General features: G+C 76.3%; 13 protein-coding genes and 1 pseudogene. 11 read left to right on the top strand and 3 right to left on the bottom strand.

The window, feature by feature from the left end; genetic code table 11:
• Positions 1 to 24 precede the first annotated feature (24 nt).
• Genes cbiE through JQX11_RS00520 form a run of 5 tightly spaced genes read left to right on the top strand, consistent with a single transcriptional unit; the run spans position 25 to position 4,915 of the window.
• Positions 25 to 1,326 carry a precorrin-6y C5,15-methyltransferase (decarboxylating) subunit CbiE gene (gene cbiE, locus JQX11_RS00540; protein WP_204923550.1) on the top strand — a complete coding sequence of 434 codons (1,302 nt, stop codon included), beginning with the start codon at positions 25 to 27 and terminating at the stop codon, positions 1,324 to 1,326.
• Positions 1,323 to 3,086, top strand: coding sequence for a precorrin-3B C(17)-methyltransferase (cobJ, locus tag JQX11_RS00535; protein ID WP_204922942.1), 1,764 nt, complete (start codon positions 1,323 to 1,325; stop codon positions 3,084 to 3,086). The genes cbiE and cobJ overlap by 4 nt, the downstream gene beginning before the upstream one ends.
• On the top strand, positions 3,083 to 3,313 hold the full coding sequence (locus JQX11_RS00530) for a 4Fe-4S binding protein (RefSeq protein ID WP_204922941.1): 231 nt from the start codon (positions 3,083 to 3,085) through the stop codon (positions 3,311 to 3,313). Before cobJ ends, JQX11_RS00530 begins: the two co-directional genes overlap by 4 nt.
• Before the next feature lie 46 nt (positions 3,314 to 3,359).
• Positions 3,360 to 3,953 carry a precorrin-8X methylmutase gene (locus JQX11_RS00525; RefSeq protein WP_204922940.1) on the top strand — a complete coding sequence of 198 codons (594 nt, stop codon included), beginning with the start codon at positions 3,360 to 3,362 and terminating at the stop codon, positions 3,951 to 3,953.
• Entirely contained in the window at positions 3,950 to 4,915 is a 966-nt protein-coding gene (locus tag JQX11_RS00520; protein ID WP_372444518.1) for a sirohydrochlorin chelatase, read from the top strand. Before JQX11_RS00525 ends, JQX11_RS00520 begins: the two co-directional genes overlap by 4 nt.
• A gap of 7 nt (positions 4,916 to 4,922) precedes the next feature.
• Here the strand turns inward: JQX11_RS00520 and crcB are convergent, their stop codons facing one another.
• Both crcB and JQX11_RS00510 read right to left on the bottom strand, forming a co-directional pair.
• Positions 4,923 to 5,285: a fluoride efflux transporter CrcB gene (crcB, locus tag JQX11_RS00515; RefSeq protein WP_204922939.1), complete on the bottom strand. Its 363-nt coding sequence runs from the start codon at positions 5,283 to 5,285 to the stop codon at positions 4,923 to 4,925.
• Positions 5,282 to 5,836: a FluC/FEX family fluoride channel gene (locus tag JQX11_RS00510; RefSeq protein WP_204922938.1), complete on the bottom strand. Its 555-nt coding sequence runs from the start codon at positions 5,834 to 5,836 to the stop codon at positions 5,282 to 5,284. The genes crcB and JQX11_RS00510 overlap by 4 nt, the downstream gene beginning before the upstream one ends.
• 311 nt (positions 5,837 to 6,147) lie before the next feature.
• On the opposite strand from JQX11_RS00510, the gene paaI reads away from it, so the two are divergent.
• From paaI to JQX11_RS00480, 6 genes and pseudogenes are all read left to right on the top strand, one after another.
• Positions 6,148 to 6,528 (top strand): hydroxyphenylacetyl-CoA thioesterase PaaI, encoded by a 381-nt coding sequence (gene paaI, locus JQX11_RS00505; RefSeq protein WP_204923549.1) that lies wholly within the window; start codon positions 6,148 to 6,150, stop codon positions 6,526 to 6,528.
• Positions 6,529 to 6,734: 206 nt separating this feature from the next.
• Positions 6,735 to 8,270: an ABC transporter substrate-binding protein gene (locus tag JQX11_RS00500; protein WP_204922937.1), complete on the top strand. Its 1,536-nt coding sequence runs from the start codon at positions 6,735 to 6,737 to the stop codon at positions 8,268 to 8,270.
• 9 nt (positions 8,271 to 8,279) lie between these two features.
• On the top strand, positions 8,280 to 9,224 hold the full coding sequence (locus tag JQX11_RS00495; RefSeq protein ID WP_204922936.1) for an ABC transporter permease: 945 nt from the start codon (positions 8,280 to 8,282) through the stop codon (positions 9,222 to 9,224).
• The gene (locus tag JQX11_RS00490; RefSeq protein WP_232376982.1) at positions 9,221 to 10,162 is read left to right on the top strand and encodes an ABC transporter permease; all 942 of its coding nucleotides are present in this window, start codon (positions 9,221 to 9,223) and stop codon (positions 10,160 to 10,162) included. The genes JQX11_RS00495 and JQX11_RS00490 overlap by 4 nt, the downstream gene beginning before the upstream one ends.
• Positions 10,159 to 11,154 (top strand): annotated as a pseudogene (locus JQX11_RS00485) (ABC transporter ATP-binding protein); the annotation flags it as partial. The gene JQX11_RS00490 and the pseudogene JQX11_RS00485, both read left to right, overlap by 4 nt.
• A 110-nt stretch (positions 11,155 to 11,264) precedes the next feature.
• Positions 11,265 to 12,302, top strand: a complete 1,038-nt coding sequence (locus tag JQX11_RS00480; RefSeq protein ID WP_204922934.1) for an ABC transporter ATP-binding protein — start codon at positions 11,265 to 11,267, stop codon at positions 12,300 to 12,302.
• On the opposite strand, the gene JQX11_RS32865 is transcribed toward JQX11_RS00480, so the two are convergent.
• Entirely contained in the window at positions 12,282 to 14,756 is a 2,475-nt protein-coding gene (locus JQX11_RS32865; protein WP_269756737.1) for an adenylate/guanylate cyclase domain-containing protein, read from the bottom strand. The genes JQX11_RS00480 and JQX11_RS32865 overlap by 21 nt on opposite strands.
• Between the last annotated feature and the right edge of the window lie 52 nt (positions 14,757 to 14,808).

Below are 14,808 nucleotides of genomic sequence, written 5' to 3'. Positions count from 1 at the left end.
CCCGAGCCGGTTGTGGTGCTGGGGATGGACGCGGCCGGCCGGCCGCTGCCGCCGCCGGCGCTCGCCGCCCTGGCCGGGGCCGGGTTGGTCGTCGGGGCGGCCCGGCACCTGGCCGCCGTGCCGGTGCCGGCCGGCGTCGACACCGTCACCCTCGGTCCGCTCGCCCCGGCGCTGGCGCGGCTCGCCGCCGCGCACGCCGCCGGGGTTCCGGCCGTGGTGCTGGCCAGCGGCGACCCCGGCCTGTTCGGCGTGGTACGCCGGCTGCGCGCCGTCGCGCTGCCGGTGCGGGTGCTGCCGGCGGTGTCCAGTGTGGCCGCCGCGTTCGCCCGCGCCGGGCTCGACTGGGACGGCGCGGTGGTGGTCACCGCCCACGGCCGGGAGTTGGGTCCCGCGCTCAACGCCTGCCGGGCGTTGCCCGTCGTCGCCGTGCTCACCGCGCCGGACGCCGGGGCCGCCGAGATCGGGGCCGGGTTGACCGGCTGGTCCCGCCGTCTGCTGGTCGCCGAACACCTCGGCACCCCCGCCGAGCGGGTCACCTGGACCACCCCGCAGGAGGCCGCCACCCGGGCCTGGGCCGACCCGCACGTCCTGCTCAGCCTGGCCGCGACCGACGGTGACCCCGGGGCGCGGCCCGCCCGGCGTACCGGCACCGCCGAGCGGGGCGGGGTCACCGGCCGGTCGGGTGACACCGGCCCGGCGGAGGATGGTGCTCCGGCCGGCGATGACGCTCCGGTCGGGGTTGGGCGGGTGCGGGCGGACAACCAGCCGGCCGCCGCGCCCGCCGCCGGCTGGGCGCTGCCCGAGTCCGCGTACCGGCACCGGGACTCGATGATCACCAAGGCCGAGGTGCGGGCCCTGGCCGTGGCCCGGTTGCGGCCCCGGCTCGGTCGTCTGGTCTGGGACGTCGGCGCGGGCAGCGGATCGGTGGGCATCGAGTGCGCGCTGCTCGGCGCGGCGGTGATCGCCGTGGAACGGGATCCCACCGCACCGGTCGCCGGCAACGCCGCCCGGCACGGCGTCGACGTCCGGGTGGTGACCGGTGCCGCGCCGGCCGTCCTGGCCGGACTGCCCGATCCGGATGCCGTCTTCGTCGGCGGTGGCGGGACCGACGTGCTGAGCGCCGTCGCCGACCGCCGCCCCGACCGGGTGGTGGTCACCCTCGCCGCGCTGGACCGGGTGGCCCCGGCCGTGCACCTGCTGCGCGCCGCCGGCTACACGGTGACCGGCAGCCAGCTGGCCGCCGCCCGCCTCGCCGACCTGCCCGGCGGGTCCGTCCGACTCGCGGCCACCAACCCGGTGGTCGTCCTCACCGGGGAGCGTCCGTGACCACCACCGCACCACACCGGCACCGGGACACCCCCGGCACCGGCCCGCACCGGGTCGGGCTCGTCGCAGCCACCGCCGCCGGTCGCCGGCACGCCCGGACCCTGGCCGCCTCCTGGTCGCACGCCCGGCTGGTCGAGGCCGACGGGGTCGCCGACGCGCTGCGGACCGCGTGGACGACGTGCGACGCGGTGGTGGCGTTCCTGGCCACCGGTGCGGTGATCCGGGTGCTGGCGCCGCTGCTCGGCGACAAGCGCACCGATCCGGCGGTGGTGGTGGTCGACGAGGCCGCCCGGCACGCCGTCGCCCTGCTCGGCGGCCACGCCGGGGGCGCGAACACGCTCGCCGCCGAGGTGGCCGCGGTGCTCGACGCCCGGCCGGTGGTCACCACCGCCACCGACGCGGTCGACCTGCCCGGCCTGGACACCCTCGGCTGGCCGGTCGAGGGGGCGGTGGCCGCGGTGTCCCGGGCGATCCTCGACGGCGAACCGGTCCGGCTGGTCGCCGACGCGGTGTGGCCGCTGCCCGCCCTGCCGCCCAACGTCCACCGGGAACCGCCCACCGGGGAACACCGGGCCGTCGGGCCCGAACCGGAGGGCGGGTACCGGGTGCTGGTCACCGACCGGGTGGTGCCGGTCGACGACCGTACCGTCGTGCTACGGCCCCCGTCCCTGGTCGCCGGGGTCGGCTCCAGCCGGGGGGTGCCCGCCGCCGAGGTCGACGCGCTGCTGCACCGGGCGCTCGCCGACGCCGGCTTGAGCCCGGCCAGCCTGCGCTGCCTGGCCAGCGTCGACGTGAAGGCCGACGAGGAGGGCATCCGGGCCACCGCCGACGCGCTCGGCGTACCGCTGCGGACCTGGCCGGCGGCGGAGCTTTCGGCGGTGGACGTGCCGCACCCCAGCGAGGTGGTCCGGGCCGCCGTCGGCACGCCCAGCGTCGCCGAGGCGGCGGCGTTGCGCGACGGCGGCACCCTGCTGGTGCCCAAGACCGCCTCGGCGATGGCCACCGTCGCGGTCGCCCGGCACGCCCCGCGCGGCCGGCTGGCGATCGTCGGCCTCGGCCCCGGCGCGGCCGACCTGCGCACCCCGCGCGCCGTCGCCGAGTTGCGCCGGGCCGCCGTGGTCGTCGGCCTCGACCAGTACGTCGACCAGGTCCGTGACCTGCTGCGGCCGGGCACCCGGGTGCTCGCCAGCGGGCTCGGCGCGGAGGAGGAACGGGCCCGCAGCGCCGTCGCCGAGGCCACCGCCGGGCACGCCGTCGCGCTGGTCGGTTCCGGCGACGCCGGGGTGTACGCGATGGCCAGCCCCGCCCTGGAGTACGCCGACGAGCGGATCGACGTGGTCGGGGTGCCCGGGGTGACCGCCGCGCTGGCCGCCGCCGCGCTGCTCGGTGCGCCGATCGGCCACGACCACGTCTACCTGAGCCTGTCCGACCTGCACACCCCCTGGGCGGTGATCGAACGGCGGGTCGCCGCCGCCGCCGAGGCGGACCTGGTGGCCCTGCTGTACAACCCGCGTAGCCGGGCCCGGGACTGGCAGCTCGGCGCGGTGCTGGCGACGTTCGCCGCGCACCGGCCGCCGCAGACCCCGGTCGGGGTGGTCCGCAACGCCAGCCGCCCCGACGAGCAGGTCCACCTGGCCACCCTGGCCACCTTCGACCCGACCGTGGTCGACATGTACGGCCTGGTGGTGGTGGGCAGTTCGCAGACCCGGCTGGTCGGCGGGCGGATGGTCACCCCCCGGGGTTACCGGTGGCGCGGATGACCCCCGTCGTGCCGGTGCCCGGTCCGGCCGGGGTGCCGCCGCCGGTGGTGATCGACGCCTGCCAGGGCTGCGGGGCCTGCCTGCTGACCTGCCCCACCCACGCGATCCGCCCGGTGCCCGGCGGCCTGACCGTGCTCGCCGACCGCTGCACCGGCTGCCTGGAGTGCCTGGAGATCTGCCCGGTGGACGCCATCCGGACCGTCACCGACCGACGAGGAGCGCCATGACCAGCACCCACCCGGCCCGCTGCCGGCCCACCCCGGGAGGTGGCCGGTGAGCCGGGTCGTCCACCCGATCGAGCAGGAGTCGTACCGGATCCTGCGCGAGCGGGTCGACCTGGGCGGCCTGCCGCCGCTGACCCGGGCGGTCGTCGAGCGGGTGGTGCACGCCAGCGCCGACCTCGACTACGTCACCGACCTGGTCTGCGACGAGGCGGCGCTGGCCGGCGGGCTGGCCGCGCTGCGCGCCGGGGCGCCGATCGTCACCGACGTGGCGATGGTGGCTGCCGGGATCACCGGCGCCGGGCGGGAGATCGTCTGCCCGGTCGCCGAACCGGCCGCCGCCGCGCTGGCCCGGCAGACCGGGTCGACCCGGTCGGCGGCGGCGGTGCGGATCGCCCTGGACCGGGTCGGCCCGGGGGCGGTCTGGGTGGTCGGCTGCGCGCCGACCGCGCTCGTCGAACTGATCGCGGCGCACGCCGCCCCGGCGCTGGTGGTCGGGTTGCCGGTGGGCTTCGTCGGGGCCGCCGAGTCCAAGGCGGCGTTGCGGGCCAGTGGCCTGCCGGCCGTGTCCAACATCGGCGAGAAGGGTGGCTCGGCGGTCGCCGCCGCCGCCCTCAACGCCCTGCTCTACCTGGAGGAAACATGACCGCACTGGTCATCGTCGGGCACGGCACGCGCAGCGCGGCCGGGGTCGACCAGTTCGCCGCGCTCGTAGACCGGGTGCGGGACCGGGCGGGGGCCGCCGTCGGCGACGTCGAGGGCGGGTTCATCGAGCTGTCCCGGCCGCCGCTGACCGACGCGGTGACCGCGCTGGTCGCGCGGGGGCACCGGGCGCTCGTCGCGTTGCCGCTGGTGCTCACGGCCGCCGGCCACGGCAAGGGGGACATCCCGGCCGCGATGGCCCGCGAGCAGGAACGCCACGCCGGCCTGACCTACCGGTACGGGCGACCGCTCGGCCCGCACCCGCTGCTGCACACCGTGCTGGAGCAGCGGATCGACGCGGCGCTGGCCGGGGCCGACCGGGCCGGCACCTGGGTGGCGTTGATCGGGCGGGGTGCCACCGACCCGGACGCCAACGCCGAGGTGGCGAAGGTGGCCCGGTTGCTGTGGGAGGGGCGCGGGTACGCGGGGGTCGAACCGGGGTTCATCTCGCTGGCCGAGCCCTCGGTGCCGGCGGTGCTCGACCGGTTGCGCCGGCTCGGCGCCCGGCGGATCGTGGTCGCCCCGTACTTCCTGTTCGCCGGGGTGCTGCCGGACCGGATCGTGGCGCAGTCCCAGGCGTTCGCCGCCGACCATCCCGACCTGGACGTCCGGGTCGCGGATCTGATCGGCGACTGTGACGCCCTGGCCGACCTGGTGCTGGAGCGGTACGCCGAGGCGCTGCGCGGGGACATCCGGATGAACTGCGACACCTGCGCCTACCGGGTGCTGATGCCGGGCTTCGCCGACAAGGTGGGCCGCCCGCAGACCCCCCACGACCACCCCGACGACCCGGTCGACGGCCACGGCCACCACCACCAGCACGGCCACGGTCACCACGACCACGACCATCACCACGGGCACGACCACGCGCACGGTCCGGGGCAGGCGGCGACCCCGGTCCGCTGAGCGCCGGTCAGCCGGCCAGCGCGCGGGCCAGGGCGAAGCCGAGCGTCGCCGCGCCCAGCCCGGCGACCACGCTGACCAGCACGTTGGCCAGCGCGAACCGGCGGTCACCGGCCCGCGCCAGCCGGACCGTCTCGTAGCCGAAGGTGGACCAGGTGGTCAGCGCGCCGCAGAAGCCGGTGCCGACCAGCGCGGTCACCGCCGGAGCGGTGGGCACCCCGGTCACCACGCCGAGCAGCAGCGACCCGGCGACGTTGACGGTCAGCGTCCCCCACGGGAACCGGGAGCCGTGCCGGGCCTGCACGGCCCGGTCGGTGAGGTAGCGCAGCGGCGCGCCCAGCGCCGCGCCGAGCGCGATCAGCAGCACGCTCACCGGGCGTCCCGCCGGCCAGGCCGTTCCGCCGCCGGGTCGGGCCGGCCGGGCCCGCGTCCACCCCGGCCGGCCCCCGGCCGGCGGCGGTCGGCGCGGTCCAGCAGCCGACCGGCCAGGGCGTCACCGGCCGTGACGGCCGCGAGCCCACCGACCAGGGTGGCGACCAGGTAGGCCAGCGCCGTCCCGGCGGCCCCGGCGGCCAGCGCCCGGTGGACGTCCATCGCGTACGCGGAGAAGGTGGTGAACCCGCCGAGCACGCCCACCCCGAGCAGCGGCCGGACCAGCGGGCCGGCCCGTCGTCGGCCGAGCACCGCCATCAGCGCCCCGATCAGCAGACATCCGGTGACGTTGACCGTGCAGGTGGACCAGGGAAAGCCGGTCGGGGAGTGTGGCAGGGCGGCCTGCACCCCGGCGCGGGCGAGCGCCCCGAGCGCCCCACCGGCGGCGACCACGCCCAGCACGGCGGCCGGGTGCGCGGCCAGTTCGCCCCGGTCGGCCGGGACCCGCAGGTCGACGTCGGGATCGACGCGCCGCGACGACGGTGACGTCATCGGTACCTCCCCACCAGTATCGCCGAGCACTGGCAGGGACCGTTGGCGCGTCCGCGCGGTTCTCCCGGTCGGGCCGGGACGGCGGGCCCCACCGCCGACTCGTCCGTGAGCATAGTCCGGCCGGCCCGGGTGCCGTGGCCGGTGCCCACCGGCGCGTACGGTCGGCGGGGCGGCCGGCCCGGGTGCCGGTCGTCGCGCCACGACCGTCAGGAGGAGCAGTGCCGGACCGTAGCCCGTACCCCCGTGGAGCGGACCCCGCCGGGCGGGCCGACGGCGCTGCGGTGCCGCCGGCCCGGACCGCGGCCCACGACATGTTCGACGCCGACGTGGCGTCCCGGGGGCTCGGCATCGAGCTGGTCCACGCCGCCTTCGGCACGGCGGTGGCCCGGATGCGGGTGACCGCCGGGATGGTCAACGGTCACCGGATCGGCCACGGCGGGTTCGTCTTCCTGCTCGCCGACACCGCCTTCGCGCTGGCCTGCAACACGCACGGCCCGGCCACCGTCGCGGCCGGCGGCGAGATCAGCTTCCTGCGCCCGGTCCGCGAGGGGGACCTGCTGACCGCGTCCGCCACCGAACGCGTCAGGTACGGCCGCAGCGGCATCTACGACGTCACCGTCACCCGCGACGGCGAGGTGGTGGCCGAGTTCCGGGGACGCAGCCGCACCCTCACCCGCCCCGCCGACGACTGACCCCGGCCCGGGTTTCGACAGGCGTCGGACGGGAAACAGAGCCGGTTTGGGAGCGGTCCGCTGTGCACCCTCCACCCGCGACGGTCGTCGATTGCACTGATTTCCGGGCTTTCACACCACTTTGGTCGGGTTTTGTTGACATCGCCCCGCCCGGCAGAGAAGACTCGCCATTCTGATCTGCCAGGCGACGAAGGGTGACCGAGTCCATGACCAGATCGAAGATCGTCGCGGCGGCGCTCGTCGTCGCCCTGACCGCGCTGGCCGGGTGCAGCGCCGGAGAGAGCGTCGACGTCGACGGCGGGTCCACCGCCGGCGGATCGACAGGCGGCACGCTCACCGCCGCCATCGGCGGCGAACCCGACCAGCTCGACCCGCACAAGACGTCGGCCTACTACAGCTTCCAGGTGCTGGAGAACGTCTACGACACCCTGGTCGAGCCGGACGCCGACCTGAAGATGGGGCCCGCGCTGGCCACGAAGTGGACCACCAGCAGCGACCAGCTCACCTGGACGTTCACCCTCCGCGAGGGGGCCCGGTTCTCCGACGGGTCGCCGCTGACCGCACCGGACGTCGTCTACTCCTACCAGCGGATCATCAACGAGAAGCTGAACGCGGCGTACAAGTTCGCCACCGTCAAGACGGTGACCGCGCCCGACCCGGCCACGGTGGTGGTCACGCTGACCGCGCCCACCCCCAACCTGCTGGCCAACCTCGGCGGTTTCAAGGGCGTCGCGATCGTCCAGAAGGCCAACGTGGAGTCGGGCGCGATCAAGACCCGTCCGGTGGGCAGCGGCCCGTTCACCGTCGCCTCCTACACCTCCGGCGACACCATCAAACTGACCCGCAACGACGCCTACTGGGGGCCGAAACCGAAGCTCGACGGGGTCACCTTCACCTTCGTCAAGGACCCGACCGTGGCGTGGCAGAACCTGCGCGGCGGTGAGGTGCAGTGGACCGACAACCTGCCACCGCAGCAGGTGCCGACCCTCAAGGAGGACGACGCGGTGACCGTCGCCACCACCCCCTCCACCGACTACTGGTACCTCGCCCTCAACGAGGCACGCAAGCCGTACGACGACGTGAACGTGCGCCGCGCCGTCGCGTTCGCCCTGGACCGGGAGGCGATCACCAAGGCCGCCAAGTTCGGCCAGGCCACCGCCAACCAGACCGCCATCCCCAAGGGCAGCTCCTGGTACTACGACTACGCGCCGTACCGGCACGACCCGGACCAGGCCCGGCAACTGCTCGGCGGGGCCGGCGTCAGCGGCCGCACCATGGACCTGATGGTCACCAGCGAGTACCCGGAGACGGTCACCGCCGCCCAGGTGATCGCCGCCCAGTTGAAGGACGTCGGGATCACCGTGAAGATCCGGACCCTGGACTTCGCCCAGTGGCTCGACGAGCAGGGCAAGGGGAACTTCGACGCCTTCCTGCTCGGCTGGCTGGGCAACATCGACCCGGACGAGTTCTACTACGCCCAGCACCGCACCGGCGGCACGTTCAACTTCCACAAGTACAGCAACCCCACCGTCGACACCCTGCTCGACCAGGCGCGCACCCAGACCGACGAGGCCGCCCGCAAACAGACGTACGAGCGGGCCGCGAAGCAGATCGTCGACGACGCCAGCTACGTCTACCTCTACAACCCGGACGTGGTGCAGGGCTGGTCCCGCAAGGTCACCGGCTACCAGGTCCGCTCCGACCGGGCGATCCGGTTCCGCGACGTCGCCCTGAACCGCTGAGGGGGCGAGGTGGGACGCTTCGTCCTGCGGCGGCTGCTCCAGTCGGTCGTCGTCCTGCTCGGGGTGACCCTGGTGGTCTTCCTGCTGCTGCAACTGGTCCCGGGCGACCCGGTGCGGGTCTCCCTGGGCACCCGCTTCGACCAGCAGACCTACGACGCGTTGCGGGAACGCTCCGGGCTGGACCGCCCACTGGTGGTGCAGTACCTCAGCTACGTCGGCAACGCGCTCACCGGTGACCTCGGGGTGAGCTTCCGCAGCGGCCAGCCGGTCACCACGATCGTGCTGCAACGGCTGCCCGCCACCCTGTCGCTGGCGGTGACCGCCGTGCTGCTCGCCCTGCTCGTCGCCTTCCCGCTCGGGGTGCTCTCCGCGGTGCGCAGCGGATCCTTCGTCGACCACGCCGCCCGGGTGTTCAGCCAGTTCGGCGTGTCCGTCCCCGACTTCTGGACGGGCATCATGGGCATCCTGCTCTTCGCCGGGGTGCTCGGCTGGCTGCCCCCGTCGGGGTACGTGGCGCTCACCGACGATCCGGTGGGCTGGGCGTCGCACGTCGCGTTGCCCGCCGCCGCCGTCGGCCTGGTCACCGCCTCCATCCTCACCCGGTTCATCCGCTCCTCGGTGCTGGAGGTGCTCGCCGAGGACTACGTCCGCACCGCCGAGGCCAAGGGGCTGCGCCCCCGGGTGGTGGTCGTGCGGCACGTGCTGCGCAACGCGCTGATCCCGGTGGTCACCGTGGTCGGCGTGCAGTTGGCCAGCCTCGTCGGTGGGGTGATCGTGATCGAGGTGCTGTTCGCCTGGCCGGGCGTCGGTCGGCTCACCTACGACGCCGTCCAGGCCCGCGACTACCCGGTGCTGCAGGGCGCGGTGCTCTTCGTGGCCACCCTGTTCCTGCTGATGAACCTGCTGGTGGACGTCCTCTACGCCCGCCTCGACCCGAGGATCACGCTGCGATGAGCGCCGGGGACCGGGCGACGCCCCCCGCCGCCCCGCCGGTCGACGACCGTCCGTCGGCGACGGCCGCCGAGCCGGGCACCCTGCGCCGTGCGCTGACCGCGCTGCGGCACGACCCGCCGGCCGTCGCCGGCACGCTGGTCCTGCTGGTCCTGCTGGTCGTCGGGCTGGCCGGGCAGTGGCTCGCGCCGGCCGGGACCAACGACGTGGACGTCGAGGAGATGCTGCGTCCACCCAGCGGCGCGCACCCGTTCGGCACCGACGAACTCGGCCGCGACGTGCTCAGCCGGGTGCTGGTGGCGGCCCGGGTGTCGTTGCAGGTGGGCCTGGTCAGCGTCGGCATCGCCCTGGCCGTCGGGGTCACCGTCGGCCTGCTCGCCGGCTGGTACGGCGGCTGGACGGACAACGTCCTGATGCGCGGCATGGACGTGCTGTTCGCGTTCCCGGTGCTGCTGCTCGCCGTGGCGATCGTCGCGGTCCTCGGCCCGGGGCTGGTCACCGCGATGACCGCCATCGGGGTGGTCTACACCCCGATCTTCGCCCGGGTGACCCGGGCCGGGGTGCTCGCCGTACGGGAGCAGGTCTTCGTCCGGGCCGCCGTCTCCATCGGCACCTCCGACCTGCGCATCCTGCGCCGGCACGTGCTGCCCAACATCGCCGCCCCGCTGATCGTGCAGACCTCCCTGTCGTTGGCCTTCGCGATCCTGTCCGAGGCGGCGCTGTCCTTCCTCGGGCTGGGCGTCCAGCCCCCCGCGCCGGCCTGGGGTCGGATGCTCTACGACGGGCGCGGGTTCGTCACCGACGCCTGGTGGCTGGGGTTCTTCCCCGGCGCGGCGATCTTCTTGACCGTGCTCGCGTTCAACCTGGTCGGTGACGCCCTGCGCGACGTGCTCGACCCCCGTCAGCTCACCGTCAGCGAAGCCCGCAGGAGCACCCGATGAGCGGACCCGCCGTACCGTCGCCACGGGTCGCCGGGGACACGCCGGTGCTGGAGATCAGCGACCTGACGGTCACCCTGGGCACCCGCAACGGCCCGGCCCGCGCGGTCGCGGGCGTCGACTGGTCGGTGGCCCCCGGCGAAACCCTCGCCCTGGTCGGGGAGTCCGGCAGCGGCAAGAGCATGACCGTGCTCGCCGCCACCGGACTGGCCCCGCGCTCCGCCACCGTCACCGGCCGGGTCCGGCTGCTCGGCCGGGAGCTGACCGGCATGTCCGGGTCGGACCGTCGCCGGTGGCGGGGCCGGCACGTCGGCTTCGTCTTCCAGGACCCGATGACCACCCTCAACCCGGTGCTGACCGTCGGCCGGCAGGTCGCCGAGGCGTGCGAGGAACACCTCGGGATGAGCCGGCGGCAGGCCCGCTCCCGCGCCGTCGAGCTGCTCGACCTGGTCGGCATCCCGGCACCCGGGCGGCGGGTGGACGCCCACCCGCACGAGTTCTCCGGCGGGATGCGGCAACGGGTCGTCATCGCGATGGCCCTGGCCTGCGAACCGGCCCTGCTCATCGCCGACGAGCCGACCACCGCGCTGGACGTCACCACCCAGGCGCAGATCGTCGACCTCGTCGCCGACCTGCGCCGCCGGCTCGGCACCGCGGTCGTCTGGATCACCCACGACCTTCCGGTGGTGGCCGGGATCGCCGACACCGTCGCGGTGATGTACGGGGGACGGATCGTCGAGCAGGGCCCGGTCGACGCGGTCTTCGTCACGCCGGGGCACCCGTACACCCGGGCCCTGCTGGCGGCCCGGCCCCGGCCCGGCGCGCCGGGGGAGGACCTGGCGGCGATCCCCGGCGCGCCGCCCAGCCCGCTCGACCTGCCACCCGGGTGCGCGTTCTGGCCCCGCTGCCCCGTGCGCGGGGACGCCCGCTGCGCCCACGAGCTGCCGCCGCTGGTCCCGATCGCCCCCGCCCACCGGGTCCGCACCTTCTATCCCGCCCCCGCCCCCGCCACCGCTGCCGAGGCCCGGGACGGCGCGGCCGGGCGTCCCGCCGCCGGGGCCCGGTCCACCGCCGACGACCCGGACCAGCCCACCCCGGAGGACCGATGAGTACGGGAACGATCGCCGAACTCGACGACCTCACGGTCTGGTTCCCCAGCCCCGGTGGCCCACCGGTGCGGGCGGTGGACGGGGTGTCGCTCACCGTACGGTCGGGCGAGACCCTGGGCCTGGTGGGGGAGTCCGGCAGCGGCAAGTCCACCACCGGCCTGGCGCTGCTGCGGCTGGTGGCCCCGACCGGCGGCCGGATCGTCGTCGGCGGGCAGGACGTCACCGGCTGGTCGCGGCGTCGGCTGCGCGGGCTGCGCCGCCGGGTGGCCATGGTGTTCCAGGACCCGCAGGCGTCGCTGGACCCGCGCCGCACCGTCGGCGCGAGCATCGCCGAACCGCTCGTCGTGCACCGGCTGGCCCGCTCGGCCGACGCCCGCCGGCACCGGGTCGCCGAGCTGCTCGACCTGGTGGGCCTGCGGCCGGAGACGGCCGGCCGGCACCCGCACGAGCTGTCCGGCGGCCAACGCCAGCGGGTCGGCATCGCCCGCGCGTTGGCCGGGGAACCCGACCTGATCGTCCTCGACGAACCGATCGCGTCGCTCGACCTGAGCGTGCAGGCGCAGATCATGAACCTGCTGCGACGGCTGCAACGCGACCTCGGACTCACCTACCTGTTCATCGCGCACGACCTGGCCGCGGTGGAACACCTCAGCGACCGGATCGCGGTGATGTACCTGGGTCGGATCGTGGAGACCGGCACCCCGGCGCAGCTCTGGCGGGAACCGGCGCACCCCTACACGGCGGCGCTGCTGTCGGCGGCCCCGGTAGCCGACCCCCGGGTGGAACGGCACCGGCGGCGGATCATCCTCACCGGTGACCTGCCCAGCCCGACCGATCCGCCGAGCGGCTGCCGGTTCCGTACCCGCTGCCCGCAGGCCCGTCCCGCCTGCGCCGAGACCGACCCGCCGCCGGTCGAGGTGGGTCCCGACCACCGGGCCGCGTGCCTGTTCGCCGGGGAGGCGGTACGCGCCATGCGCGCCGACCCGCCCACCCCGGTCACCGACGGCGACGGGTCAGGCGGCGCGCGCCGGTAACGGTACGGCGGGACGCGGCAACCCCTCCCCACGTCGTCGCCGGCCGGTCACCGGCCCCTGAGCAGCGGCGACACCGGACGGTCGGGACGGCAGCGGCACGACGACAGTCAGTCGCCGACCGGCCCGGCCCGGCCGTTGCGGCAGCGCCGCCGGACGTCCGGTCACGGTCGCCGCCCACCCGGGCCGCCCGCCGTCGGTGTCGCCGGACCCCCGGCCCGGCTCGGGACGTCGGGCGACCCCGGGTGGGGCTGTCGGCTGCCGAGATCCCCGGTCGAATACTCCGTCACCCGTGGGCAGGCTGCGCAGGAGCTGCCCGGCCACCCCGGCGGCGGCAGCCGCCCGACCCGCCCCGGGCCACTGACCGGCGGACCCCACGCGCTGCGTCCCCGCCCCCTGACCGGCGGACCCGGCGCGGTGGGCCCCGCCGATCCGACCGGCGGACCCGGCGCGGTGGACCGGTTCCGCCGCACGGGCGACCCCGGTGCGCCGACCCGGTGCGGCCCGGTGCACGGGTGCCACCCGCCCCGGGTCCCCGGCCCGGTGGGGCACCCCGACCGGGCGACGAGCCCCGACCCGCCCGGTCACGCCGGTCGGCCGGCTGGCCCCGGCCCGCGCGGCGGCCACCCCGGCCACCTCGGTCTGCGCGGCCACCCCGGCCTGTCCAGTCGTCCCGGTCGGTGCGGTCATCCCGGTCAGACCGGCGGATGCGGCCCGGCGGGCGAAGTCGGCGCGGACCGGGCGGGGCAGCCGGTCGGACGCGCAGCGGCGCACGGCCGGGTCGGCCACCACCAGACCACCCCGGGTCGACGGCTGCAGGAGCCCGGCGTCGGTGAGCCGGCGCAGCGCCCCGGCGACCCGCTCCGGGGCCCAGTCGAGCAGCACCGCCACGGCCGGGGCGGTGACCGGGACGTCGAGGGTCGCGGCGGCCATCAGCACCGCCCGGTGGGCGCCGTCGCACCGGTCCAGCCGGGCGGCGGCGCGGCGGCGCAGCCCTTCGGGCAGTGCCGGCTCCGCCCCGGCGTCGACGGCGGGATCACCGGCCGTGCCGTGGCGGGGCATCGCCTCGACGTAGGCGGCGGCGTGGCCGGGCCGGCCGGCGACCAGCGGCAGCAGCCGGGCGGCGGCCCCGACCGGCCGGCCGGAGCCGGCGAGCAGCCGGCGCAGCAACCGGCCGGTGTGGAGGGTGCCCAGCGGGGCCAGTTCGATCAGGTGCCGGCCGGCGGGCGCGGGCAGCGGGTCCGTCCGGTCCGGCCGGTGGGTGGCCAGCACCGCCAGCGGCAGGCCCCGGTCGGTCGCGGCGGCGAACAGCGCGTGCAGGAACCGTCCCAGCTCCGGGGCCGCCCGGTCCAGGTCGTCCACGCCGACCACCACCGGCCGGCGGGCGGCCAGGGCGAGCAGGACCCGGCGTACCGCCGCGGCCCCGGCGACCGCCGACCGGTCCGGGGCGTCCAGCAGCGCGGCGAGCGCCGCCACGGTCGGGCCGACCTGGCCCGCCGGGACCAGCCCGTCGACCAGGGCGGCCAGCCGGGGACGGACGGCGTCCGGCGGGCCGCCGGCGGGCAGCCCCGCCAGGTCCCGCAGCAGCTGCGCGACCGGCCCGAACACCTGCTCCGGGTACGGCGGGCAGTGCGCCACCGCCCAGCGCACCGCCCGGCCGTCGACCTCGGTCAGCCGGTGGCGCAGCTCGGCCAGCACCCGGCTGCGGCCGATCCCGTCCGGGCCGGTGAGGGCCACCCACCGTGGACGATGTTCCCGGACCGCCCCGGTGAGCTGGTCCAGGGCGGTGGCGACCTCCCGGCGTCGACCGATCAGCGGGCCGTCGTGGCGGGCCGGCCGGCGGTGGGTGGGGCGGGTGACCCGCCAGACGTCGACCGGCAGCGCCTTGCCGGTGAGGCTGGCCGGGGCGAGGGCGTGCTGGTCGACCAGGCCGGCGGTGGCCCGGTGGGTGGCCGCGCAGACGACCACGCCGCCCGCCGGGGCGTACTCCTGGATGCGGGCGGCGGTGGTGAGGACCGCGCCGGAGGCCATGCCGTGCCCGCCGTCGCGGGCGGCGGCCAGGTCGACCACGGCCTCGCCGGTGGCGACACCCACCCGGACCCGCAGCGTCACCCCGCCGGGCAGCGTCCGCCGGTCCAGCGCGGCCTGGATCTCCAGGGCCGCCCGCACCGCCCGGTAGCCGTCCAACCCGTCGGAGGTACGCGCCCCGAACAGCGCCATCACCGCGTCGCCGACGTACTTCTCCACCGTGCCCTGCCAGCGGCGCAGCACCCCGGCGACGGTGTCGAAGTAGGCGAACTGCACCGCCCGGACATCCTCCGGGTCGAGCCGTTCGGTCACCGCGGTCGACCCGACGATGTCGGCGAACAGCACGGTCAGCGTGCGTCGTTCCTGCGGCACCGGCCAGGGCGTCGTGGTGGCGTCTTCCCGACCGGTACCGACCGTGGACAGTGGCATCCCACCCACCCCTCTCCTGCGCGGTGCTGCTGTTGTTGACGACGATCGGAGA

It is taken from the genome of Micromonospora humida (genome assembly GCF_016901255.1).
GTDB classification, from domain to species: Bacteria; Actinomycetota; Actinomycetes; order Mycobacteriales; family Micromonosporaceae; genus Micromonospora; species Micromonospora wenchangensis.
Note: the sequence above shows the minus strand (reverse complement) of the source record. Positions and strands in the feature narration are given on the sequence as shown.

Coding starts and splice junctions, on each gene's coding strand:
- JQX11_RS00480 (WP_204922934.1), top strand. CDS start 11,265: ATGAGTACGGGAACGATCGCCGAACTCGACGACCTCACGGTCTGGTTC.
- cbiE (WP_204923550.1), top strand. CDS start 25: ATGGACGCGGCCGGCCGGCCGCTGCCGCCGCCGGCGCTCGCCGCCCTG.
- JQX11_RS00530 (WP_204922941.1), top strand. CDS start 3,083: ATGACCCCCGTCGTGCCGGTGCCCGGTCCGGCCGGGGTGCCGCCGCCG.
- JQX11_RS00520 (WP_372444518.1), top strand. CDS start 3,950: ATGACCGCACTGGTCATCGTCGGGCACGGCACGCGCAGCGCGGCCGGG.
- paaI (WP_204923549.1), top strand. CDS start 6,148: ATGTTCGACGCCGACGTGGCGTCCCGGGGGCTCGGCATCGAGCTGGTC.
- JQX11_RS00490 (WP_232376982.1), top strand. CDS start 9,221: ATGAGCGCCGGGGACCGGGCGACGCCCCCCGCCGCCCCGCCGGTCGAC.
- JQX11_RS32865 (WP_269756737.1), bottom strand. CDS start 14,756: ATGCCACTGTCCACGGTCGGTACCGGTCGGGAAGACGCCACCACGACG.
- JQX11_RS00510 (WP_204922938.1), bottom strand. CDS start 5,836: ATGACGTCACCGTCGTCGCGGCGCGTCGATCCCGACGTCGACCTGCGG.
- JQX11_RS00500 (WP_204922937.1), top strand. CDS start 6,735: ATGACCAGATCGAAGATCGTCGCGGCGGCGCTCGTCGTCGCCCTGACC.